Annotated in this window: 21 protein-coding genes; 9 read left to right on the plus strand and 12 right to left on the minus strand. The window is 69.0% G+C overall.

What is annotated here, in order from left to right; all coding sequences use genetic code 11:
- Positions 1–55: 55 nt before the first annotated feature.
- Positions 56–766, minus strand: a complete 711-nt coding sequence (locus ACYCO6_RS24250; RefSeq protein ID WP_459764069.1) for a response regulator transcription factor — start codon at positions 764–766, stop codon at positions 56–58.
- Positions 767–1,054: 288 nt separating this feature from the next.
- Between ACYCO6_RS24250 and ACYCO6_RS24255 the strand changes: the two genes are divergently transcribed.
- The 3 genes from ACYCO6_RS24255 to lepA all read left to right on the plus strand — a co-directional run bounded on the left by ACYCO6_RS24255 (position 1,055) and on the right by lepA (position 4,138).
- Positions 1,055–1,840, plus strand: a complete 786-nt coding sequence (locus tag ACYCO6_RS24255) for a HugZ family pyridoxamine 5'-phosphate oxidase (RefSeq protein ID WP_459764071.1) — start codon at positions 1,055–1,057, stop codon at positions 1,838–1,840.
- Between the two features lie 25 nt (positions 1,841–1,865).
- A complete protein-coding gene (locus ACYCO6_RS24260) occupies positions 1,866–2,102 on the plus strand; it encodes a hypothetical protein (protein ID WP_459764073.1) in 237 nt (78 codons plus the stop codon).
- 233 nt (positions 2,103–2,335) lie between these two features.
- Positions 2,336–4,138 carry a translation elongation factor 4 gene (gene lepA, locus ACYCO6_RS24265; protein WP_459764075.1) on the plus strand — a complete coding sequence of 601 codons (1,803 nt, stop codon included), beginning with the start codon at positions 2,336–2,338 and terminating at the stop codon, positions 4,136–4,138.
- A 61-nt stretch (positions 4,139–4,199) separates the two neighbouring features.
- On the opposite strand, the gene ACYCO6_RS24270 is transcribed toward lepA, so the two are convergent.
- The 3 genes from ACYCO6_RS24270 to ACYCO6_RS24280 form a co-directional block, all read right to left on the minus strand.
- Entirely contained in the window at positions 4,200–4,517 is a 318-nt protein-coding gene (locus ACYCO6_RS24270) for a c-type cytochrome (RefSeq protein WP_459764077.1), read from the minus strand.
- Positions 4,518–4,738: 221 nt separating this feature from the next.
- Positions 4,739–6,022 (minus strand): PQQ-dependent sugar dehydrogenase, encoded by a 1,284-nt coding sequence (locus tag ACYCO6_RS24275; RefSeq protein ID WP_459764079.1) that lies wholly within the window; start codon positions 6,020–6,022, stop codon positions 4,739–4,741.
- 122 nt (positions 6,023–6,144) lie between these two features.
- Positions 6,145–7,647, minus strand: a complete 1,503-nt coding sequence (locus ACYCO6_RS24280; RefSeq protein WP_459764081.1) for an NAD(P)/FAD-dependent oxidoreductase — start codon at positions 7,645–7,647, stop codon at positions 6,145–6,147.
- A gap of 163 nt (positions 7,648–7,810) precedes the next feature.
- Between ACYCO6_RS24280 and ACYCO6_RS24285 the strand changes: the two genes are divergently transcribed.
- Positions 7,811–9,583: a hypothetical protein gene (locus ACYCO6_RS24285; protein ID WP_459764083.1), complete on the plus strand. Its 1,773-nt coding sequence runs from the start codon at positions 7,811–7,813 to the stop codon at positions 9,581–9,583.
- Between the two features lie 4 nt (positions 9,584–9,587).
- Here the strand turns inward: ACYCO6_RS24285 and ACYCO6_RS24290 are convergent, their stop codons facing one another.
- The 7 genes from ACYCO6_RS24290 to ACYCO6_RS24320 form a co-directional block, all read right to left on the minus strand.
- Positions 9,588–10,817: a molybdopterin molybdotransferase MoeA gene (locus tag ACYCO6_RS24290; RefSeq protein WP_459764085.1), complete on the minus strand. Its 1,230-nt coding sequence runs from the start codon at positions 10,815–10,817 to the stop codon at positions 9,588–9,590.
- Complete coding sequence (moaC, locus tag ACYCO6_RS24295) at positions 10,814–11,305, minus strand: cyclic pyranopterin monophosphate synthase MoaC (RefSeq protein WP_459764087.1); 492 nt, start codon at positions 11,303–11,305, stop codon at positions 10,814–10,816. The genes ACYCO6_RS24290 and moaC overlap by 4 nt, the downstream gene beginning before the upstream one ends.
- 3 nt (positions 11,306–11,308) lie before the next feature.
- Entirely contained in the window at positions 11,309–12,196 is an 888-nt protein-coding gene (trpC, locus tag ACYCO6_RS24300; RefSeq protein WP_459764089.1) for an indole-3-glycerol phosphate synthase TrpC, read from the minus strand.
- Positions 12,193–13,230, minus strand: coding sequence for an anthranilate phosphoribosyltransferase (gene trpD, locus ACYCO6_RS24305; RefSeq protein ID WP_459764091.1), 1,038 nt, complete (start codon positions 13,228–13,230; stop codon positions 12,193–12,195). The genes trpC and trpD overlap by 4 nt, the downstream gene beginning before the upstream one ends.
- A 35-nt stretch (positions 13,231–13,265) precedes the next feature.
- Complete coding sequence (locus tag ACYCO6_RS24310) at positions 13,266–13,880, minus strand: anthranilate synthase component II (protein ID WP_459773703.1); 615 nt, start codon at positions 13,878–13,880, stop codon at positions 13,266–13,268.
- A gap of 231 nt (positions 13,881–14,111) precedes the next feature.
- Entirely contained in the window at positions 14,112–15,632 is a 1,521-nt protein-coding gene (gene trpE / locus ACYCO6_RS24315) for an anthranilate synthase component I (RefSeq protein ID WP_459764093.1), read from the minus strand.
- A gap of 3 nt (positions 15,633–15,635) precedes the next feature.
- Positions 15,636–17,537 carry a peptidyl-prolyl cis-trans isomerase gene (locus ACYCO6_RS24320; protein ID WP_459764095.1) on the minus strand — a complete coding sequence of 634 codons (1,902 nt, stop codon included), beginning with the start codon at positions 17,535–17,537 and terminating at the stop codon, positions 15,636–15,638.
- A gap of 187 nt (positions 17,538–17,724) precedes the next feature.
- Here ACYCO6_RS24320 and tpiA point away from each other — a divergent pair, with 187 nt between their 5' ends.
- Positions 17,725–18,486, plus strand: a complete 762-nt coding sequence (gene tpiA / locus ACYCO6_RS24325) for a triose-phosphate isomerase (protein ID WP_459764097.1) — start codon at positions 17,725–17,727, stop codon at positions 18,484–18,486.
- Positions 18,487–18,490: 4 nt separating this feature from the next.
- On the opposite strand, the gene ACYCO6_RS24330 is transcribed toward tpiA, so the two are convergent.
- On the minus strand, positions 18,491–18,937 hold the full coding sequence (locus ACYCO6_RS24330; RefSeq protein WP_459764099.1) for a nuclear transport factor 2 family protein: 447 nt from the start codon (positions 18,935–18,937) through the stop codon (positions 18,491–18,493).
- Between the two features lie 259 nt (positions 18,938–19,196).
- Here ACYCO6_RS24330 and secG point away from each other — a divergent pair, with 259 nt between their 5' ends.
- From secG to ACYCO6_RS24350, 4 genes are all read left to right on the plus strand, one after another.
- The gene (gene secG / locus ACYCO6_RS24335; protein WP_459764101.1) at positions 19,197–19,613 is read left to right on the plus strand and encodes a preprotein translocase subunit SecG; all 417 of its coding nucleotides are present in this window, start codon (positions 19,197–19,199) and stop codon (positions 19,611–19,613) included.
- Between the two features lie 159 nt (positions 19,614–19,772).
- A complete protein-coding gene (locus tag ACYCO6_RS24340) occupies positions 19,773–21,401 on the plus strand; it encodes a CTP synthase (RefSeq protein ID WP_459764103.1) in 1,629 nt (542 codons plus the stop codon).
- Positions 21,402–21,471: 70 nt separating this feature from the next.
- The gene (locus ACYCO6_RS24345; protein ID WP_459764106.1) at positions 21,472–21,924 is read left to right on the plus strand and encodes a DNA polymerase III subunit chi; all 453 of its coding nucleotides are present in this window, start codon (positions 21,472–21,474) and stop codon (positions 21,922–21,924) included.
- Positions 21,925–21,926: 2 nt separating this feature from the next.
- Positions 21,927–23,519, plus strand: a complete 1,593-nt coding sequence (locus tag ACYCO6_RS24350) for a S10 family peptidase (RefSeq protein ID WP_459764108.1) — start codon at positions 21,927–21,929, stop codon at positions 23,517–23,519.
- Positions 23,520–23,523: the final 4 nt, after the last annotated feature.

Raw genomic sequence — 23,523 nt, forward strand, 5'->3', positions numbered from 1 at the left:
TTGGGCATCCTCGGCTTGGGCGGGTGTACGGACGGTCACGCGGCGGATCCTTGGATCACGCCTCCTTGAACCGGTAGCCGACGCCGTAGAGTGTCTCGATCATGTCGAAGCTCTGATCGGTCACCTTGAACTTCTTGCGCAACCGCTTGATGTGGCTGTCGATGGTCCGGTCGTCGACATAGACCTGATCGTCATAGGCCGCGTCCATGAGGGCGTTCCGGCTCTTCACCACGCCCGGGCGCTGGGCGAGCGCCTGGAGGATCAGGAACTCCGTCACGGTCAGCGTCACCGGCTCGCCCTTCCATGTGCAGGTGTGGCGCTCCGGATCCATCATCAGCGCGCCGCGCTCAAGCGAGCGGGCTGCCACCTCGGCCTCGCCCCGGGGCGCGCCGCCGGGCGCCTCCTTGGCGAAACGCCGGAGCACGGCCTTGACGCGCTCCACGAGCAGGCGCTGCGAGAACGGCTTATGGATGAAGTCGTCGGCGCCCATCTTGAGGCCGAACAGCTCGTCGATCTCCTCGTCCTTCGAGGTCAGGAAGATCACGGGAAGGTCCGATTTCTGCCGCAGGCGCCTGAGAAGCTCCATCCCGTCCATACGCGGCATCTTGATATCGAAGATGGCGAGGTCCGGCGGCGAATGCCGCAGACCGTCGAGGGCGGAGGCGCCGTCCGTATAGGTCTGGATGCGGTAGCCTTCGGTCTCAAGCGCGATCGACACAGAGGTGAGAATGTTCCGGTCGTCGTCGACGAGGGCGATGGTCGGCATGCGCGGTCCCTGACTGAACGGGCTCAGGCGCGGTCCCGGCTCTACGCGCAGGCCGCGCCGCGTCCCGGCCCCTGAGGGGCAGACAAAAACGCGAACCGGGCGGTTTCGGCGCAGCCCGGCGCGCGCAAAGGGACAGGTGCTTTAGTACGGCCGATCGGAAAAAGCGAGCGGCGGTCATAGCTTGGCCGTAACGGCACATCTGACGCGGTCCGGGCTCCTCGCGTGCCGGCCGCCGCCCCGCTAACCTGGTGGGCGATTGCGGCGGCATTCCGGAACGGGAGGAAACCCATGGACGAGACGATCACGGACGGATCCGGACCGCGCGGGCCGGCGCGTCCCCTTCCGGCCGAGGAAGCACCGTTCGATGCCATCGGTCTGTCGCGACACCTGCTGCGGAGCATCCGCTCCGGCGCACTCGCGTCCCTCGATTCCGAAGGGACGCCCTTCGCCTCGCTCGTGACCATGGCGACCGACACGGACGGCACCCCGCTGATGCTGCTGTCGCGGCTCTCGGCCCACACCCGCAACCTGCTGGCCTCGCCGCGTTGCTCGCTGCTCTTCGCGCAGACCGGCAAGGGCGATCCCCTCGCCCACCCCCGGCTGACTGTGGTCGGCCGCGCCGTCCAGACCACGGAGACGCGGGCGCGGGAGCGGTTCCTGGCCCGGCACCCGAAGGCCAAGCTCTACGCCGACTTCCCGGATTTCGGCTTCTTCGCCCTCGATCCCGAGGCCGGCCACCTCAATGGCGGTTTCGCCAAGGCCGCGACGCTGACACGCGACCAGCTGCTGCTCGACCTGGCCGGCGCCGAGGCGGTGGTGGCGGGCGAGCGTGGCGCCGTGGAGCACATGAACGCCGACCACGCCGACGCGCTCGCGCTCTACGCGTCCGGCGCCGGCGCGGAGGCCGGGCTGTCCTGGCGACTCACCGGTCTCGACCCCGAGGGGATGGACCTGATGGCGGGCGAGCGCACCGCCCGCGTGCTCTATCCGGAGCGCGTCTCCGACATGGGTGCGCTGCGCAGAAGCCTCGTTGCCATGGCCGCGCAGGCGCGCGCGAGCGGCGCGGACACGTGAGCGTGCAAGGACTTCGCGATCAGGCATGGCGAAAGGTCGCTGGGTGCCCCATATCGGCAGCATGAGCGACACCCAGACAGACACCTACCCCTTCAGCCTCGACGTGGAACCGGTCGGCGAGAGCGGCTCCCTGTTTCAGTGGAGCATCCGCAAGCACGGCAAGCTGCACCAGCGCTCGGACCGGAAGCACCCCACCGAGGCCAAGGCGCGCTCGCACGGCGAGGCCGAAATCGAGCGCCTGATCCGCGACCGCGGCCGCTGAGCGGACCGGCCGTTCCTCGGCGCCGGGCTTGTCCCTGACCCGGGGGCCGGAGTGTTCCGGCCCCCGTCGTCCATAAGCCCGTTCGATCCGGCGCCCGGTGACAGGATGGCACGCGGGGCGCGGCCGCGCTTGGCGCCTCCCCGCGGCGCTGCTATCTCGCGCGGGAGCCGATCCATCCGAATACGCCCCGACGTCAGACGGTGCGCGCCGGCGCGCGCCCGAACGGAATGCCGATGACAGCCCCGATCGAATCCATCCGCAACTTCTCGATCGTCGCGCATATCGACCACGGCAAATCGACCTTGGCGGACCGGCTGATCCAGGCCACCGGCACCGTCGCGCTCCGCGACATGAGCGAGCAGATGCTCGACTCGATGGATATCGAGAAGGAGCGCGGCATCACCATCAAGGCGCAGACCGTGCGCCTGGAGTACAAGGCGCAGGACGGCAAGGACTACGTCCTGAACCTCATGGACACGCCCGGCCACGTGGACTTCGCCTACGAGGTCTCGCGCTCGCTCGCCGCCTGCGAGGGCTCGCTCTTGGTGGTCGACGCCTCGCAGGGCGTCGAGGCGCAGACGCTGGCTAACGTCTACCAGGCGCTCGATGCCAACCACGAGATCGTCCCGGTCCTCAACAAGGTCGATCTGCCGGCCGCCGAGCCGGACCGGGTGAAGGAGCAGATCGAGGAGGTGATCGGCCTCGACGCCTCCGACGCCGTGCCGATCTCGGCCAAGACCGGCCTCAACATCGAGGCGGTACTGGAGGCGATCGTCACGCGCCTGCCGCCGCCGAAGGGCAACCGCGAGGCACCCCTCAAGGCGCTCCTCGTGGACAGCTGGTACGACGCCTATCTCGGCGTCGTGGTGCTGGTGCGCATCATCGACGGCACGCTCAAGAAGGGCATGACCATCCGCATGATGGGCGCCGACGCGGTCTACGGCGTCGACCGGATCGGCGTGTTCCGGCCGAAGATGGCCGACATCGACGCGCTCGGGCCGGGCGAGGTCGGCTTCTTTACGGGCTCGATCAAGGAGGTGGCCGACACCCGTGTCGGCGACACGATCACCGAGGACAAGCGCCAGACCACCGAGATGCTGCCGGGCTTCAAGGAAGTTCAGGCGGTGGTGTTCTGCGGCCTGTTCCCGGTGGACGCGGCCGAGTTCGAGAACCTGCGCTCGGCCATGGGCAAGCTCCGGCTCAACGACGCCTCGTTCTCCTACGAGATGGAGACGTCGGCGGCGCTTGGCTTCGGCTTCCGCTGCGGCTTCCTGGGGCTCCTGCACCTGGAGATCATCCAGGAGCGGCTGGAGCGCGAGTTCAACCTGGACCTGATCTCCACGGCGCCCTCGGTGGTCTACCACCTCAAGATGCGCGACGGCGAGACCAAGGAACTGCACAATCCGGCCGACATGCCGGACATCATGAAGATCGAATCGATCGAGGAGCCCTGGATCCGCGCCACGATCCTGACGCCCGACGAATATCTCGGCGGCGTGCTGAAGCTCTGCCAGGACCGCCGCGGCGTGCAGATCGACCTCAACTACGTCGGCAAGCGCGCCATGGTGGTTTACGACCTGCCGCTGAACGAGGTGGTGTTCGACTTCTACGACCGGCTGAAGTCGATCTCGAAGGGCTACGCCTCCTTCGACTACCACGTCTCGGACTATCGTGAGGGCGACCTCGTGAAGATGTCGATCCTGGTGAACGCCGAGCCGGTGGACGCCCTCTCGATGCTGGTCCACCGCACCCGCGCCGAGTCGCGCGGCCGGGCCATGTGCGAGAAGCTGAAGGACCTGATCCCCCGCCACCTGTTCCAGATCCCCGTCCAGGCGGCGATCGGCGGCAAGATCATCGCCCGCGAGACCATCCGGGCGCTGTCGAAGGACGTCACCGCCAAGTGCTACGGCGGCGACATCTCGCGCAAGCGCAAGCTCCTCGACAAGCAGAAGGAAGGCAAGAAGAAGATGCGCCAGTTCGGGCGCGTCGAGATCCCCCAGGAAGCGTTCATCGCCGCCCTGAAGATGGACGATTGAGCCACGCCGTCCTCGCGAGTGCAGCGGAGCGATCCAGCTGCAATCGCGAGGACGATGCGGGTCAGCCCGGCGGCAGCACGTCGATCTGGATACCTGAGTAATACGCCGCCAGATTTGCGATATCGGCGTCCGACAGCTCCTTCGCGACGACGTTCATGATCTCGTTCTGCCGCTTGCCGTCGCGGTACTCGGTGAGCTGCTTGACGAGGTAGGGCTCGACCTGCCCGGCGAGGTTGGGCGCCTCCGGCAGCTTTGAAAGCCCGTCCATCCCGTGGCAGGTCTGGCAGGCGGTCGCCCGCTTCTTGCCCGCGGCCGCGTCGCCGGCCTGCGCCGAGAGCGGGACGAGGGTGGCGGCGAGGATGAGAAGCGGGCGGATCATCGGGCGGGCTCGAACTCTCGGACCGGTGGAGACTGGCCCGCGCGCCGCCGAACGGAGCGCGGGTCCCCTCTCCCGTGCGGGAGAGGGACAGGGTGAAGGATGCGACTTCACCGGAAAGACCTGATCCCTCACCCCAACCCTCTCCCGCACGGGAGAGGGAGCGCCGCGGCTATCCGCAACGGGGGCACCTCTCCGAGGGAGAGGCGCTTAGTCACGAAAACCTACTTCTCGTAGGAGATCCGGTAGATCGCCCCGGCGGAATCGTCCGAGACGAGCAGCGAGCCATCAAGCATCACCGCCACATCCACCGGGCGACCGAGATACTCGCCGTCGCCGGTGAGCCAACCCTCCGCGAAGGGCTTGACTGACTCGACCTTCCCGTCGGCCCCGAGCTTGGCGAACATTACCCGGGCCCCCACCGGCTCGGTGCGGTTCCAGGAGCCGTGCTCGGCGATGAAGATCCCGCCCTTGTAGGAGGCCGGGAACTGCTTGCCGTTGTAGAAGGTCATGCCGAGATCGGCAGCGTGCGGCGCGAGCTCGGCCATCGGCGCGACCACGTCGGCCGGCGGCGTCTGGTCCTTGTACTCGGCCGTTCGCACGGAGCCGCCGCCGAACCAGGGGAAGCCGAAATTCTCACCCGCCTTGGTGGCGTGGTTCAACTCGCCCGGCGGCTTGTCGTCGCCCATTCCATCGACCTGGTTGTCGGTGAACCAGAGGGTCTTGTCGGTGTTGAAGTCCATGCCCACCGAGTTGCGGATGCCCGTGGCGTAGACCTCGCGGTTCTTGCCGTCGGCGTCGATGCGGATGATGCCGCCGATCCCGGTCTTCTTGTAGAGATCCATTTTTTCAGGCGGCGGCACGTTGTAGGGCTGGCCGAGCGCGATGTAGGTCTTGCCGTCCGGCCCGACCCGGCAGACCCGGGCGGTGTGGTTGAAGCTCTCCTCGGAGGTCGGGATCAGATTGCCCTGCTTGACCAGCACGCCGGCGGCCACATCCGGGTTCTCGTAGAAGAACTCGGCGGCCGGGAAGGCCAGCACCCGGTTCTGCTCCACCACGGTGAGCACGCCGTCCTTCGAGAAGCAGACGCCGTTCGGGATCTTGAACGCGATGCCCAGCGCGAAGGCGCGGACCTCGTCGGCGACCCGGTCCTTGTCGCGGTCGGTCACCGTATAGATCTTGCTCTTGCGCGTGCCGACGAACAGCACCCCGGCATTGGGGCCGACCGCGATGGCGCGGGCATCCGGCACCACGGCGTAGAGGTCGATCTTGAAGCCGTCGGGCAGCTTGATCTTCGACAGATTCTTGCGGATCGCGTCGGCACGCCGGCCGGTCTGCGGGATCTCGGGGGCGGCCTGCGTGTTCGTGCTGTGGAAGCCTTCGAGCTTCTCCAGGTCGTCCGTCTTGGCCTTCGTCTCGGCGGGGGCGGCCCCCTGCGCCTGAGCGGAAACCGCGAGTGGCGGCATGGCGACACCCGCCAAGAGCGCGGCGACTATCAGTGATCGCATCGTTGGAGTTCCTCCCGGCTGCCCTTGAAACTGGGCATTACCCGGGAGGGAACGATAGAGCCGCGGTATCGACCGGCAAGCCGCGCCGGTGACGCGGTGCCATGCCTGTCGCCCGTCGCCCCTCAGGCCACTTTGCGCGGAACGAGGCGCTCGCTTCCGAGGGCGGCCTGGGCACCCGACACGCCCGCCTCGGTGTACTCGGCGTCCTCGTTGACCTGCCAGACATCGTGCCGGCGCTGGCCGCAGAGGATGTTCTCCACAGTCAGCATGGCGGTCATCATCGCATGGTCCTGGTTGTTGTACTTGTGCATGCCATTGCGCCCGACGAGGTGCAGGGTCGGGAAGTCACGCTCCAGTTCCCGCCGCACTGTGGCGACGTGGCCGGCATAATCCTCGTCGTAGACCGGATAGGCCTTGGGCTGCCGGACCACGCAGGCATCGACCACGTCGGCTGGGTCGATCAGGCCAATCTGGCCGATCTCGCGCTTGGCGAGCGCCACGAGATCGTCATCCGTGGCATTCCAGAGCCCATCCCCCTCGAAGCAGAAATATTCGAGGCCGAGGCAGGTATGGTCCTCGTCCGGCACCATCTCGGGCGACCAGGAGCGGAAATTCTGCACGCGCCCGACCTTCACCGACGGATCGTGGATGTAGATCCAGTTGTCGGGGAAATTCTTCTGCGACTTGGCGATCAGCGCGACCGTCAGGAAGTCGCGGTACTTCAATGCCCGAGCGTTAAAGGTGCTGAGCGGGCGCGGTCTTATCGAATCCACCAGTTCCCGCACCGGGGCGGAAGAGATTACGTGGCGGGCCGTGAACGTCTCGCGGCTGCCGTCGGCGCTACGGGCCGCCACGGTCCAGATGCCGGTCCCGGGATCATAGCTGAGCGAGTCGACGTCCCGGTCGAGGACGACGCGGCCGCCCTGCGCCTGGACCTTGGCGGCGGCTTCCTCCCACATCATGCCGGGGCCGCGGCGCGGGTAGCGGAACGACTCGATCAGCGTCTTGATGACTGGGCCGCCAGCCTTGGCCGGCTTGTGCAGGCCCAGCGAGCGCTTCAGCCCGTCGCGGATCGCCCCACCGAGATCCAGGCCCTTGATGCGCTGCGCCGCCCAGTCCGCCGAGATCGCGTCGCAGGACATGCCCCACACCTTCTCGGTGTAGGTCTTGAAGAAGATCGAGAACAGGCGCTCGCCGAACTGGTTCCGCACCCAGGCGTGGAAGTTCTTCGGATCGCGCACCGGTCGCATCCGGGCGTAGAAGTAGGAGGCGACGCAGGCCGTGCTGGTGATGAGGCCGAGATTCCTCAACGCCTCGAAGGCCCTGAGCGGATACGCGTAGTACCGGCCGCGATAGTAGATCCGCGACAACCGCGGACGCTCGATAAAGTCGTTCGGCAGGAGCTCGTCCCAGAGATCGACCACCGCCTTGGATTTCGAGAAGAAGCGATGGCCGCCGATGTCGAACAGGTAGCCGTTGTGCGAGACCGTGCGCGAGATGCCGCCGACCTGTGCCGGGTCGCGCTCCAGGACGGTGACGGACCGCCCCTGCTTCGACAGCAGGTAGGCGGCCGTCAGGCCCGCAGGCCCCGCGCCGATTACCAGCGTCTCGGTGTGGTGGCTCATCCCCTGCTCCGGCTGGCATCGCGGCCGGATCGCTTGCCGGCTCGCGCGGATATTGGAGGAGGATAGTTAAGGAACCTGAACGTGGGCGGTTGACCGGGCCTTAAGTCTATTCGGGCGACGTTCGCCGGCCGCTTGCCCGCGGCGCCTCTGGGAAACTCAGCCGATGCCGCCCGCGGCCGCCGTCTCGCCGGCACGGATCGAATTCCGCACCCTCCTGTGGGTGCTCGTCGCGCTGTGCCTCGCCACGATGAACGCGCCGCTCGATGTCTGGGACACGATCCGGCATCTGCGTGTGCCGGATACGGACGACGCCATGCGCCTCGGAGAGGTCCGTGACCTCCTGGCTGGCCAGGGCTGGTACGACAACGTTCAGTACCGTTTCCTCGCTCCCGACGGCGTACCGAGCCACTGGTCGCGTCTCGTGGACGCACCGATCGCCGGGCTGATCCTGGCGCTCACACCCCTCCTCGGCCGGGCGTTTGCCGAGGGCCTCACCGCCGCGTTCTGGCCCGTCCTGCTGTTCGCGCTGTTCTGCTGCGTGCTCTACCGCGGCGTGCGGGCAAACTTCGGGAGCCGCGCGGCGATCCTGGGGATCCTGGCGGCGACCCAGACTTTCGGCGTCACCATCCAATTCCAGCCGGGCCGGGTCGACCACCACAATGTGCAGATCCTGGCCATCCTCGGCCTCGCCTTCTGCATGATCCGCGGCGGCCTGCGCAGCGGCCTGGTCGGCGGCAGCCTCGCGGCCCTCTCGCTGGCGGTCGGGCTGGAGGGGCTGCCCTCGATCACCCTCGCTGCGCTGTATCTTACAGGCGATTGGTGCCTGCGCGGCCGCCCAGCGCTTCCGGTGCTGGCGGGCTTCGGCCTGGGGCTCGGGGCTGTCGCACCGGTTCTGTTCGCCGCGCAGACAGCACCCGCGCTCTGGACCGTCGCGCGCTGCGACGCGCTCTCGCCGCCCTGGCTCTGGCTGGGCGCGGGCGGACTGATCCTTATCCTTTCTGCTGCGGCGCTCGGCGGCCGTCTGGCGACGCCCCGGCGGCGGTGCGCCGTCGCAGGTCTGGGCGGCGCCGCCATCCTGGCCGGCTTCGCTCTGGCCTTCCCGATCTGTCTCGGCGGCCCCTTCCCGGACATGCCGACGCTCGTGCGGGATCATTGGCTCCTGACGGTCAACGAGATGGCCTCGGTGCCGAAATTCATCGCGCGAGCGCAGTGGGAGGCTTTGGTCTTCTATCCGGTGGCACTGCTCGCGAGCCTCACCGCGGCCTGGATGGCTTGGCACGGGCCGGAGCGGCGCGCCTGGTCGGTGGCGGCCTTGTTCCTGTGGCCAGGGCTGATCCTCGGGATCTTCCAGTTCCGCGGCCTCTACATTGCCTCCGGATTTGTGCCGTTGGTAGCGGGCGTGGTCCTCGACCGCGCCTTGACCCTTGCGGCGACCCCCGGCGCGCGTCGCTGGAGCGTCGCGGCTCTGGGCGGCTGCCTGGTGAGCACGCTGTGGTTGGCGCCCGCAGCCCTGGCCGAAATGCTCGCACCGGGCTCGCGGACGGCGCCCGATCCTGCCGGCGCGATCGCGTGCCAGAGCGACGCCGCTGTGCGGCCGCTCGCGGCCCTCCCGCAGGGCACCGTACTGGCGCCGATCTTCATGGGGCCATCGATCCTGCTGCGCACGCCGCATCGGATCGTCGCCGCGCCGTATCACCGCGCCGTTCCGGGGCTCACCGCCGCGATCGAAGGCCTCGGAGGCACCGAGGCGGATCTGGACCATGTCCTGAGCACGTTCGACGTGCGCTATCTCGTAGCCTGCCCGGCTCGGCCGGCCGACGACCTCCAGGCCGAGCCGGCCTTCGCGACGCGGCTCGCCCGCGGCGCGGCGCGATCCGACCGGCTGGAACCCGTCGATCTGCCCGGCCCCCTGAAGGTCTGGCGGGTGCTGCGCTGAAACGTCAGAGCAGGCGGCGGTCGAGCCGGATGATCCGGCAGGGATCGCCGGCCCGGGCAGGCGGCGCGTGCGGCGCGCGGACCAGCAGGGCCTCGGCGCGCCCGAGCACCGCCAGCATCGAGGAATCCTGGCGCTGCTCCGGGCTCACCACCGGAAGCCGCCCCGCTTCGACGGCGAGGCTCGCGCGCATGTAGTCGGCGCGGCCGTCATTGGCCTGGAGGTCGCGGCCCAGCGTTGCCGGCTCGCTCCGGTCGGCGCCCGCCTGGGGATCGCCCTGGAGCGCACGGATCGCCGGGACGACGAACAGCAAGCCGCAGACGATCGATGAGACCGGGTTCCCCGGCAGCCCCATCACCAACATGTCGCCGAGGCGGCCGTGCATCAGCGGCTTTCCGGGCCGGAGCGCGACCCGCCAGAAACCGAGCTCCAACCCCTCCTTGGCGAGCGCCGCCTGAACCAAGTCATGGTCGCCCACCGACGCTCCTCCGAGGGTGACGAGCAGGTCGGCACGTGCCTCGCGGGCGCGGCGAAATGCATCCTCCAGAGCGTCGTGATCGTCCGCCGCGATGCCGAGATCGACGATCTCGGCCCCCGCCTCGGCGGCCAGCGCGCCGAGGGCGAGGCTGTTCGAGGCGACAATCTGGTCCCAGGCCGGCAGGGCACCTGGCTGAACCAGCTCGTCTCCCGTGGCGAGGATCGCCACCCGGGGCCTGCGGCGGACGGTCAGGTGCGGGCGGCCGGCCGCTGCACCCAGAGCCAAGCGCCGGGCGTCGAGGTTCATCCCGGCCGTGAGCAGGGTCTCGCCCGCAGTGAAATCGAGGCCGGCGCGGCGGATGAAGCGGTTCGGCTCGACCGGCTTCACGACGCGGACGCTTCCGCCTTCAGCGTCCGCGTCCTCCTGGATCAGGATCGCGTCCGCGCCCTCGGGTACCGGGGCGCCAGTGAAGATGCGAACCGCCTCGCCCGGCCCGACGCGGCCCGAATACCCATGTCCCGCGGCGCTGGTGCCGATCAACCGCAGGCTGGCCCCCGGAGTCCCGGCATCGGCGCTGCGCACCGCATAGCCGTCCATCGCGGAGGCAGGGAACGGCGGCTGCGTGCGGGAGGCGACGACGTCGGCGGCGAGCGTCCGCCCGGCCGCCACGGCCAGCGGCACGGTCTCTGCTTCGACGGGCCCTGCGACGCTCGCCAGGACCCGCGCCAGGGCTTCGGAGACCGGGATCAGGCCGCTCATGCCGCCGGCGCCCGATAGGCGCCGGAGCGGCCGCCGTCCTTGGCGGTCAGCCGGATGCCCTCGATCCGCATGCCGCGGTCCACCGCCTTCACCATGTCGTAGATCGTGAGACACGCCACCGAGACGGCGGTGAGCGCCTCCATCTCGACGCCGGTGGGGCCCTGGACCCGGACCTCGGCGGCCACTCGCAGGCCGGGTAGCGCATCGTCGACCTCGATCTCCACCCGCACCTTCGACAGGAGCAGCGGATGGCAGAGCGGGATCAGTTCGTGTGTGCGCTTGGCCGCCATGATCCCGGCGAGCCGTGCGGTGCCGATCACGTCGCCCTTCTTGGCGTCGCCCTCACGGATCAGCGCCAGGGTCCCGGGCTCCATCACGACGCATCCCTCGGCCCGGGCGGTCCGGTCGGTTGCGGGCTTGTCGGTGACGTCGACCATGTTGGCCGCGCCGCTGGTGTCGAGATGCGTGAGCGTGGAGCCCGGCTGCATCGCTCAGCCCTTCTTCCGGGGCTTGCCGGGCTTGGCCTCCGCGTCGCCGAAGAGCAGCGTCTGGGTCGCCTTCGTGACATCCGCCTGCCGCATCAGGCTCTCGCCGACCAGCACGACGCCGAGCCCGTGCTGGCGGAGCCGCTCCACGTCGGCATGGCCGCCGATCCCGCTCTCGGCCACGGCGATCCGGTCCGCCGGGATGCCCGGGCTGAGCCGGATCGCTGTCTCGAACGAGACTTCGAAGGTCTTGAGGTTGCGGTTGTTGATCCCGATCAGCGCCGTCCCGAGAGGAACCGCCCGCGCCAGCTCGGCCTCGTCGTGCACCTCGACGAGCACGTCCATGCCGAGGAGGTGGGCCGTTTCGACCAGCGCGACAGCCTCGTCGTCATCGAGGCAGGCCATGATCACCAGGATGCAATCCGCCCCCCAGGCACGGGCCTCGTAGACTTGGTAGGGCTCGAACAGAAAATCCTTGCGCAGGACCGGTAGTCCGCAGGCGGCCCGCGCCTGGGTCAGATATTCCGGCCGCCCCTGGAATGAGGGTTCGTCGGTGAGCACAGAGAGACAGGTCGCGCCGCCGGCCTCGTAGGCCGCCGCCAGGGTGGCGGGATCGAAGTCGGCCCGGATCAGGCCCTTCGACGGGGAGGCCTTCTTGACCTCCGCGATCAGAGCCGGACGCCCTTCGGCGAGATGCGCCCGAATCGCGGCCGAGAAGCCGCGCACCGGCCCGGCCTGCGCGGCCCGCTTCTCGAGCTTGGTGAGCGGGACGCGCAGCTTCGCCTCGGCGATCTCGCGGCGCTTATACGCCTCGATCCGGGCGAGCACGTTGGGCCGCTCGGCCGGCGCCTCGGTAGTGCCCGCCTGGGCCGCCTCTTGGGTGAGCGAGCTCATCGGCACTCCTGCTCGTTCGCGCGTTCGTTCGAGGCTTTCACGAGGCGGGCGAGCGTCGCCCGGGCCGCCCCGGAGTCAATGGCAACCTGCGTCCGCGCGAGCCCGTCCGCCAGGGTCGGCACAGCCCCCGCGACGACGAGTGCCGCCGCCGCATTGAGAACCGCGATGTCGCGGTAGGCGTTGCGTGCCCCCGCGAGGACGGCTTCGAGAGCACGGGCATTGTCGGCGGGATCGCCGCCGCGCAGCTCCTCGGGCGCGCGCAGGGGCAGCCCGAGGTCCCGGGGTTCGATGGTAAAGCGAGAGAGGCAGCCATCCTCCAGGGCCACGACCCGCGTCGGACCGGTGACGGTGATCTCGTCGAGCCCATCGGATCCGTGGACGGTCCAGACGCGGCGGCTGCCGAGTTCCGCGAGCACACGGGTGAGCGGCTCGGCGAGCGCCTCCTGGGCCACGCCGAAGAGCTGATAGGCGACACCGGCCGGGTTGCTGAGCGGGCCCAACAGGTTGAAGATCGTTCGCACGGGCAGTTCCGAGCGCACCGAGGCGACGTGGCGCATCGCCGGGTGGTGGGCCTGGGCGAACAGGAAGCACAGCCCGGCCTCGGCGAGGCAGCGCGCCTGGCTCTCGGGGTCGAGGCCGATCCGGACACCCAGCGCCGCCAGCACGTCGGCAGCGCCGGAGCGGGAAGTAGCGGCCCGATTGCCGTGCTTGGCCACCGGCACGCCGCAGGCCGCGACCAAGATGGCCGCGAGCGTCGAGACGTTCACGCTGCCGGAATGGTCGCCGCCGGTCCCGACAACGTCAATGGCGTTCTCCGGGGCCTCAACGCGGGTCATGCGGGCCCGCATCGCCTCGGCGGCGCCCACGATCTCCTCGACGGTCTCGCCGCGCACCTTGAGGGCGACCAGGAAGGCGCCTGCCTGGACGGGTGTCACCTCGCCCGACAGCAGGTCATCGAAGGCCGCACGCGCTTCCGCACGGTCGAGGGCGAGGCCCCCGGCGACCTTCGCGAGATGGGGTCTGAAACTGTCCATGCGTTCTGTCGGAGGGCCGCCCCGGCCTCCAGGCGTCAATGCACGTCGGCGCGGGTCCTGTCACGCGCCGCGTTCCACGCCGCGGCGAGATCCAGGAAGTTCTTCACGATCTCGGTCCCGTGCTGGGAGCGGATGCTCTCCGGATGGAACTGCACGCCGTGGAGCGGGCGCTCGGCATGCTCCAGGCCCATGATCAGTCCGTCCGCCTCGGCGGTGACGCGCAGGGAGGCCGGACAGGTGGCGCGATCGACGACCAGGGAATGGTAGCGCGTCGCCTCGAAATTGTCGTTCAAGCCGCGGAACAGGCCGCTCGCACCGTGGCGGATGGTGGAGACCTTGCCGTGCAGCGGCAACGGCGCCCGCACCACGTCACCTCCGAAGGCCTGCCCGATCGCCTGGAGGCCGAGGCACACGCCGAAGATCGGAATTTCCTCGGACAGGTCCCGCACTACGTCGAGGCAGACGCCGGCCTCGTTCGGCGTGCAGGGGCCCGGCGAAAGCACGATCGCGTCCGGTGCCTTCGCGCGGATCTCCGGAACCGTAAGCGCGTCATTGCGCACGACATCGATCGTCCCGCAGAGCGGGCCGATCAGATGGACCAGATTCCACGTGAAGGAATCGTAGTTGTCGATGACGAGGACGTTGGGCATCGCGGCGGCACGCTCGGGCATGAGCGCGATGTGACGGCTCGCGACGAAGCGGTCAACCGTGCGCGGAGCGCCGTTCCGATCCCACCCCCTCATCCTGAGGGGCCGCGAAGCCGCGGCGAAGGAGTTTTTCAGGAACCGCGCGCCTTCTGGAGGGCTCCTTCGACGCTTGCGCTCTCGCGCAAGCACCCGAGGATGAGGTCGTGTCTGGGAGAGCCCGGAGCGCGCCTCGGCTTACTGCCCGCGCTTCGCCTGCGCAGCGAACCGCACCGCCTCCTCGGCCGCCCGGAACAGCGCCTTGGCCTTGTTGACGCATTCCTGCTGTTCGGAGGCGGGATCGGAATCGTAGACGATCCCGGCGCCGGCCTGGACGTGCATGCGCCCGTCCTTCACCACGGCGGTGCGGAGGACGATGCAGGTGTCCATCTCGCCACGCGCGCCGAAATAGCCGATGCAGCCGGCATAGGGCCCGCGCTTCTCGCGCTCCAGCTCGTCGATGATCTCCATGGCCCGCACCTTGGGGGCGCCCGAGACCGTGCCGGCCGGGAAACCCGCCGCCAAGGCGTCCAGAGGGTCGTGACGCGGATCGAGGTCGCCCTCGACGTTCGACACGATGTGCATGACCTGGCTGTAGCGCTCGATGAAGAACGAGTCGGTCACCCGAACGCTGCCGATCCGGGAGACGCGGCCCGCGTCGTTGCGGCCGAGGTCGAGCAGCATCAGGTGCTCGGCCCGCTCCTTCGGATCGGCCAGGAGTTCCTCCGCCAGCGCCGCGTCCTCGGCCGGCGTCGCGCCCCGGCGGCGCGTCCCGGCGATCGGCCGGACCGTGACTTTGCCCTCGCGCACCCGCACAAGGATCTCCGGGGACGAGCAGACGATCTGGAAGGCCTCGAAATCGAGGTAGCAGAGGAACGGCGCCGGATTGGTGCGCCGGAGCGACCGGTACAGGCTGAAGGCCGGCAGCGTGAAGGGCGCCGAGAAACGCTGAGACAGAACAACTTGGAAGACATCGCCCGCGACGATGTACTCCTTGGCACGCGCCACCATGGCGAAGAAATCTTCCGGCGACGTGTTGGAAACGGGCGCGGGATGGGCGACCGCGGAGAGGTCGATCCGTGCCTCGATCGGCAGCGGTCCTTCGAGGGCCGCCGCAACCCGGTCAAGGCGCTGAAGCGCGTCCTCGTAGGCCGCCCGCGCCGGGACGCCGGCCAGGGGCCGAACCGGCGTGACCACGGTGATCAGGTCGCGCACGGCATCGAACACCACCATCACCCGCGGGCGGATCAGGATCGCGTCCGGCACGCCGAGGGGATCCGGATTGGGTTCCGGCAGCCGCTCCATGGCGCGGACCATGTCATAGCCGAGATAGCCGAACAGGCCGGCCGCCATCGGCGGGAGGTCCTCGCCATCCGCCGCGCCGATGGCGCTCTCGGCGATCAGGGCACGCAGGCTCGTGAGCGGCGCCCGGTCGTCGGGCTCGAACCGTGTCAGATCGGCGCCGCGCGCGATGGCGGGCATGCCGTCCCGGCAGCGCCAGATCAGGTCCGGATCCAGGCCGATCATCGAGTAGCGACCGCGGACCGCACCGCCCTCGACCGATTCAAGCAGGAAGGCCGAACCCGCATGCCGGGCGCGCAACTTGAGAAACGCCGCCACCGGCGTTTCCAGGTCGGCCACGAGGCTCAGGGCGACAAAGCTCGCCTGTCCGGCCTCGTAACGCCCCGCGAAGGCCGCGTAATCGGAAGCCTCGGCCATCCCTCAGTACTCGCCGCCGATGGCGCGGCGCAGAGCCGCCGCGTCGACCTTCACGCCTGCGTTCTTCTGAACCTCGGCGATGTACTGGGACAGCACGTCATCGGCCAGCGCGGCCTGGAAGTTCTGCTTGATCGTCTTGTCGCTCGGACTGTCGGCGACAAAGGCCGGCATCGTCGCAGCGGTGACCTTGAACACCGCCCGGGAATCGTTTGCCGCCGCGGTCCCGGCCTTGCCCACGGGCGTGGCAAAGATCAGGTTCACGTCGTCCGCGGTCAGCATGTCCTTGGCCTGGTTGCGGGACAGATCGTCTGCCTCCTGCAGGTTGACGCCGACCTCCTTGGCGACGTCCTCCATCGACTCGCCCTTGTTGAGCTTCTCTACCAGCTCACGCCCCTTGGCTTGGAGGCGCTTGGCGATCTCGGCCGCGGTCCAGCCGGCCTTCACGCCGTCCTTGACCTGATCGAGCGGCTTGTCGTGCGCGGGGTCGATGTTGGTGATGTCGTACCAGACGTAGCCGCCAGCCTTGGTGCGCAGGGGCTCGTTGTCGCCGCCGATCTCGGCTCGGAACAGGGCCGGCAGGGTGGTGTCCGGATCCGGGATGTCGGTGACCTTCTTCCCCTCGGGATCCTTGCCGTTGGCGTCGACGGCCTTCACGGTGACGATCTTGAGCCCGCGCTCGGCCGCGATGTCTGCGAGCGGCTTGGCGCCGGCGCGCTGATCCTCGATGGCGTCGCGGGTCGTCTCCATGGCGTCGCGGGCGCGGGTCAGGGCGAGGCCCTTGCGGATCTCGCCCTCGACCTGCTCGAACGGCTTCACGGTCCCCGGCTCGATCTTGGTCACCCGCAGGAGCACCGTGCCGAAGCGGCCCTGGACCGGCTGGCTCACCCCTCCCTCCGGCAGCGCGAAGGCGGCATCGGCCACGGCCTTGTCGAACAGCTCGCTCCTGGTGAGCGTGCCGAGCGTCAGGTCCTTGTCGTCGGTGCCCCGCTCGGCGGCCACGGCCTCGAAGGTCTTGGAGCCGTCCTCGATGGCCTTGCGAGCCGCCTCGGCGGCGGCGGCATCGGGGAACACGATCTGCTGGATCGTGCGCTTCTCAGGCGCGCCGAAACGGTCCTTGTTCAGGGTGTAGGCGGCGCGCGCGTCGGCGTCGCTGATCGCGTCGGGCTTGGCCATCGATTCCGGATCCACCACCAGGAGATTGGCAGCCCGGAATTCCGGCGCGCGGAAGCCGGACTTGTTGGCCTCGTACCAGGTCTTCAGCTCCTCGTCGGTCGGATCCGGGATCTGGCCCGCCGTCGAGGGCGTCAGCATCAGGTAGGACGCCGCGCGTCGCTCGGTCGTGTAGCGATGGACCGCCTCGCGCAGCGCCACGGGCACGTGCAGGTCGGACGACACGGCCTCGGCGAGCTGCAGCCGGGCGATCACCGCGCGCTGCTCGCGCACGAACATCCCCTCGTTCAGGCCGGCCCGCTGAAGGGTCTGGTAGAACAGCTGCGGCTCGAACTGGCCCTGCTGGTTCTGGAAGCTCTTCTCCTCGTGAATCGCCTTGATCACGGAGGAATCCGGCACCGCGAGGCCGAGATCGTGAGTCTTCTGGTCCAGGGCGGCCTCGGTGATCAGCTGGGACATCACCTGCCGGTCGAGGCCAAGCATCCGCGCCTGATCGGGCGTGAGCGCGCGCTTCAGCTGCGCCTGATAGCGCTGCATCTGGTTCTGATAGGCCTGCCGAACCTGCTCGGTGGTGATCGGCGTGCTACCGACGGTCGCCACGTTGTTGCTGGCGCCGCCGCGGAAGAACTCCTCGACGCCGTAGATGCCGACACCGGCGATCAGAAGCGTGAAGACGACCGTCAAGACGATCTTACCGAGCCAGTGCTGGCTGGCGTTTCGAATGCCCTGGAGCATGGTCTGTGATCGAATACCTTCGGCGGCCGATCCGTCACCGGGCCGGCACCATCCCTGAGAGCCGACCGCGATAGACCATTCGCGTCCACAGGCAAAGGCTCGGCGGCTCCGACCCGTTTGCACGCCTAAGCTCGCTCTGGTAGGCCCCGGCAACGTCGAAACAGCCGCGGCGGAGTGAGGGCGGGGAATGACGCAGTCGGGGCGCAGGCCGCTGGTCGCCGGCAACTGGAAGATGAACGGCACGCGGGCGTCGATCCAGGTGGTCGAGGCGATTCGCGATCGCCTCTCGCCGGACCTCGCCTCCCGCATCGATGTCCTGATCTGCCCGCCCGCAACCCTGATCGGCTCCTGCGTGGCGGCGACCGCGGGCTCGCCCATCGCCATCGGCGGGCAGAACCTGCATGCCCGCCCGAACGGCGCCTTCACGGGCTCGATCTCGGCCGAGATGCTGGCCGACCTCGGGGCGAAATACGTGATCGTCGGCCATTCCGAGCGGCGCGCCTATCATCACGAGACCGACGACGGGGTCCACGCCAAGGCGCTGGGCGCCCGCCGCGCGGGCCTGTGCGGCATCATCTGTGTCGGTGAGACTATCGAGGAGCGCGAGCAGGGCCGCGCCCTCGACATCGTCCGCGCCCAGCTCGCCATCGGTCTGCCGAAGGGCGCCACGGCCGCCGACACGGTGATCGCCTACGAGCCGGTCTGGGCGATCGGTTCCGGCCGCACGCCGACCCCGCGCGACATCGCCGAGGTCCACGCCTCTCTTCGGGAGATGCTCGACAAGCTCGTGGGCGACGAGGCGCAGAAGATCCGCATCCTCTACGGCGGCTCGGTGAAGCCCGGGAACGCCCGCGAGCTTCTGTCCGTCGACAATGTCGACGGCGCCCTGGTCGGCGGCGCGAGCCTCGTGGCCGAGGATTTCCTGGGGATCTGCGCCGCCTACGTGTGAGCGCTCAGATCTTGAACGCCTGACGCGCAAGGAGCCGCCAGCGCCCGCCGTCCCGGTGCCAGACCTGCATCACGCCGATATGCACCGGCGACGTCTTGCCGTTCGAGGTGGTCTCGCCGGTGAAGATGTGGCGGGCGATGGCGTCGTCGCCCACGATCGAGACCGACCGGTCGGACAGGGTGATGCTCGGGAAGGTCGCGCGCTTGGTGGCGAGCGGCTCGATGAAGGCCGCCTTGTCCTGGACCAGCCCGCTGGAATGGCCGTAGCTCAGACCGTCGAGGGTCAGGGAATCCAGAGCCTGCCTGTCCCCAGAAAGCAGGGCCTGTGTCAGCGCATCGACCGCCTGCTCCACGGCGGCGGCGTCCGGACTGGCGGCGGTTCCGGGTCCCATCCGCAGCAGGATGGGCGTGGCGAGGGCAGCGGCCAGCGCTGCGCGGCGTGAGAACGGCATGGCTTCCTTCCCGAACGGGACGGCCGATTGGGTGAGCCGTCCCACGATCCGAGACAGAGCACAGGCCGGCGGCCCGTACGAGGGCTGAGGCAAACAGGCGAGACCGGATCATAAAGTTGGCGCCGGACCACGAGTGGTGTATGGCCGGCGCAGATTTGCGGCCGTTGCCCGGGGCACCGGCCGCCGCGCGCCCTCGCCGATTCCCGGGATCGGCCTTCCGGGATCGACGCGCGAACCTGAAGACGTTTTCGGAACACCGATGCAGACCGTCCTGATCGTCGTCCACCTCATCATCGTGCTCGCGCTGATCGGCGTCGTGCTGCTCCAGCGCTCGGAGGGCGGTCTCGGGCTCGGCGGCGGAGGCAGCGGCGGCGTCGCCGGCTTCATGACCGGCCGGGGCCAGGCCAACGCCCTGACGCGCGCCACCGCGATCCTGGCGGCCCTGTTCTTCGCCACCAGCATGCTGCTCGCGGTGCTCTCGCATCGGTCGCAGGCGCCGAAATCGATCCTCGACACCGGTGCACCGCAGACCTCCGGTCAGCCGGCCAAGCAGCCGACCGGTGCCGACAACCTGCTCGACACGCTGCGCCAGCAGCAGGATCGGGCGCCTGCCACCGCACCGGCTCAGCCCGTCCCGGCCCAGCCGGCGGTTCCGGACGCGCCGCAGTCGCGCTGACGGCGCGCGCCGTCCACGGCGCAGCGCCTTCTACCATCCCCGACGGACCGGCCGCCCGGCCGTTCCGCTTCCCATGCGTCGCGCGATCCCCAGGCCCTACACGGGCCGGGGCAATCGTCGTTTGGCAAACGTCAGCACCTTCTTTATGGACCGAGGCCCATGACGCGGTACGTTTTCATCACCGGCGGCGTGGTTTCCTCACTCGGCAAGGGGCTCGCCTCGGCGGCTCTCGCGGCGGTGCTTCAGGCCCGCGGTTACCGGGTCCGGATGCGCAAGCTCGACCCCTATCTCAACGTCGACCCGGGCACGATGAGCCCGACCCAGCACGGCGAGGTCTTCGTCACGGACGACGGCGCCGAGACGGACCTCGACCTCGGCCATTACGAGCGCTTCACCGGCGTTCCGGCGAGCCGCGCCGACAACATCACGACGGGCCGGATCTACCAAGACATCATCGCCAAGGAGCGTCGGGGCGACTACCTCGGCGCCACCATCCAGGTGATCCCGCACGTCACCAACGCGATCAAGGACTTCGTCCTCGAGGGCAACGAGTCGTTCGACTTCGTGCTCGTCGAGATCGGCGGCACGGTGGGCGACATCGAGGGGCTGCCCTTCTTCGAGGCGATCCGCCAGCTCGGCCAGGAGCTGCCCCGCGGCACCTGCTGCTACGTGCACCTGACGCTGCTGCCCTACATTCCGTCCGCGGGCGAGCTGAAGACCAAGCCGACGCAGCACTCCGTGAAGGAGCTGCGCTCCATCGGCATCCAGCCCGACATCCTGCTGTGCCGCTGCGACCGGCCGATCCCCGTCGAGGAGCGTCGCAAGCTGGCGCTGTTCTGCAACGTGCGTGAGAGCGCCGTGATCGAGGCCCTCGACGTCGCCTCGATCTACGAGGTGCCCCTCTCCTACCGAACCGCCGGCCTCGATCGGGAGGTGCTCGGCCATTTCGGTCTGGAGCATGGCGAGGAGCCGGATCTCGGGCGCTGGCAGACGATCGCCGAGCGGGTGCGCAACCCCGAGGGCGAGGTCTCCATCGCCATCGTGGGCAAGTACACGGGGCTGAAGGACGCCTACAAATCGCTGATCGAGGCCCTGACCCATGGCGGCATCAGCCACCGGGTGAAGGTCAATCTCGAATGGATCGAGGCGGAGGTGTTTGAGCGCGAGGACCCGGCGCCGTTCCTCGAGGGTCTCAACGGCATCCTGGTGCCGGGTGGGTTCGGTCAGCGCGGCGCCGAGGGCAAGATCCGCGCGGCCCGCTACGCCCGCGAGAAGCGCATCCCCTATCTCGGCATCTGCTTCGGTATGCAGATGGCGGTCATCGAGGCCGCCCGCTCCCTTGCCGGCATGCCGGAGGCCAACTCGACGGAGTTTGGTGACACGTCCGAGCCCGTTGTCGGCCTGCTGACGGAATGGCTGCGAGGCAACGAGCTGGAGCGGCGCGCGGTGGCGGGCGACCTCGGCGGCACCATGCGACTCGGCGCCTACGAGGCGAAGCTCGACCCCGAGTCGAAGATCGCCAAGATCTACGGATCCGACCGGATCTCCGAGCGCCACCGCCACCGCTACGAGGTCAACATGGCCTATCGCGAGCGGCTGGAGGCCAAGGGCCTGCGCTTCTCCGGTGTCTCGCCGGACGGGCTCTTGCCCGAGACGGTCGAGCATGTCGGGCACCCGTGGTTCATCGGCGTGCAGTTCCATCCGGAACTGAAGTCGCGCCCCTTCGAGCCGCATCCGCTGTTCAAGGGATTCGTCGGCGCGGCGATCGAGCAGAGCCGGCTGGTCTGAGGGCGTGGTCTGAGCCGCGGCGGCGCGCCGCTCCTCGCGTCGCGGTCCGGGACCCTATATTCCCGGTGCCGTGACCGAGATCCTCTTCTACCACATGCAGCGTCAGCCCCTGGAGAAGGTGCTGCCGAACCTCGTCGAGCGCTCCCTCGACCGGGGCTGGCAGGCCGCGATCCAGGCCGCCACCGAGGAGCGGCTACAGGCGCTCGACGATCACCTCTGGACCTATACCGACGACAGCTTCCTACCGCACGGCACCGACCGTGAGCCCGATGCGGCGAGCCAGCCCGTGGTTCTGACGCTCCGGGACGTGAACCCCAATGCGGCCTCGATCCGCTTCCTGGTCGAGGGAGCAGACCTGCCTCCGGATGCCGGCCAGTACGAGCGGATCTGCATTCTGTTCGACGGGACCGATCAGGACGCCCTGCTCCGCGCGCGCGAGCAGTGGCGCCAAGCCAAGGAGGCGGGTCACGCCTTGGCCTACTGGCAGCAGGACGATTCAGGTCGGTGGAACAAGAAGGCTTGACCGTGGCCCTCAGCAAACGTCTCGCACGTGTGGCCCTCGCGGCAACCCTCCTGCTGGGAGGGTCCGTGCCCGTCAGTGCGCAGGACGCGCCGCACGGCAATGCCGACTCGGAAGCCCGGCAGGCGCCGCGTGGCCCGGAGGGCCGAAAGCTGCCGCCCGACTCCACGACGCGGCACAGTCTGACGTTCCCGAGCGGCAAGACCCTCGACTTCACCGCCACGGCCGGCGCCCTCCCCTTGGTGGACGAGGCCGGGAAGCTGCAGGCCGAGATCGCCTACGTGGCCTACACGGTGGCACCCGAGGCCGGCCGTGAGCGCCCCGTCACCTTTGCGGTGAACGGCGGCCCCGGCGCGTCTTCGGCCTATCTGAACATCGGGGCCATCGGCCCCTGGCGGCTGCCCGTCGGTGGGGACAGCATCAGCCCGTCGCAGCCGGTGGCGCTCACGCCCAATGACGGTACCTGGCTCCACTTCACCGACCTCGTCTTCATCGATCCGGTGGGCACGGGCTACAGCCGCGCGGCGGACGGAAACGGCAAGACGTACTGGAATATCGATACCGACGCGTCGACGCTGGCGGCGGCCATCGCTCGCTACCTCCGGGTCAACGACCGGATGGCGAGCCCGAAATTCTACGTCGGCGAGAGCTATGGCGGATTCCGCGGGCCCCTGATCGCCGAGAAGCTGCAGCAGGAGATCGGCGTCGGCCTCTCCGGGATGGTGCTGCTCTCGCCGGTACTGGATTTCGGCTGGCTTGAGACGCCGCGCACCAATCCGTGGGGGTACGTGCTGAAGCTGCCCTCGCTTGCGGCGAGCGCGCTGGAACGGGCAGGCACCGTGCCGACGCCGGCGCTGCTGGGGGATGCCGAGGCTTACGCGTCCGGTGCCTATCTGGCGGATCTGCTCAAGGGACCGGGCGACGCGGCGGCGGTGGCGCGGATGACCGAGAAGGTGGCACCCCTCGTCGGGCTCGATGTCGCCCTCGTGCGCGCCCAGGCCGCGCGCCTTTCTACCCGCAGCGTCCAGCGCGAGATCGACCGTTCGGAAGGCCGCGTCACCAGCGCCTACGACACCGGCATCACCGGCTGGGATCCGAACCCGGATGCCGCACAGTCGAGCTTCGACGATCCCCAGCTGACGGCGCTTCAGGCACCCCTGACCAGCGCGATGATCGACCTCTACGCGCGCACACTGAAGTGGCCGGTGCCCAATATGCGCTACGAGCTGCTGAACAGCGCGGTGAACCGCGGCTGGAGCTGGGGCTCGGGCCGTCAGGCACCCGAATCACTCTCGAACCTCAAGAACGTGCTGGCTCTGGACGGGCGCCTGCGGGTCATGGTGGCGCACGGCTTCACCGACCTCGTGACGCCCTACTACGCCTCGAAGCTCCTGCTGGCGCAGGTCCCCGCCTATGGGGCGAATCGCCTAAACCTCGCGGTCTATCCGGGTGGCCACATGTTCTATACGCGGCCGGATTCCCGGGCGGCGTTCAGGACGGATGTCGAGCGGCTGTTCACGGAGGCCCTGAAGGCGCGCGACGCCGGCCCCGCACCGGCAGCCGGGGCGCCGGCCGAGCATCTCAAGGAGACACCCTGAGGGC

It is taken from the genome of Methylobacterium sp. CM6257 (assembly GCF_054611515.1).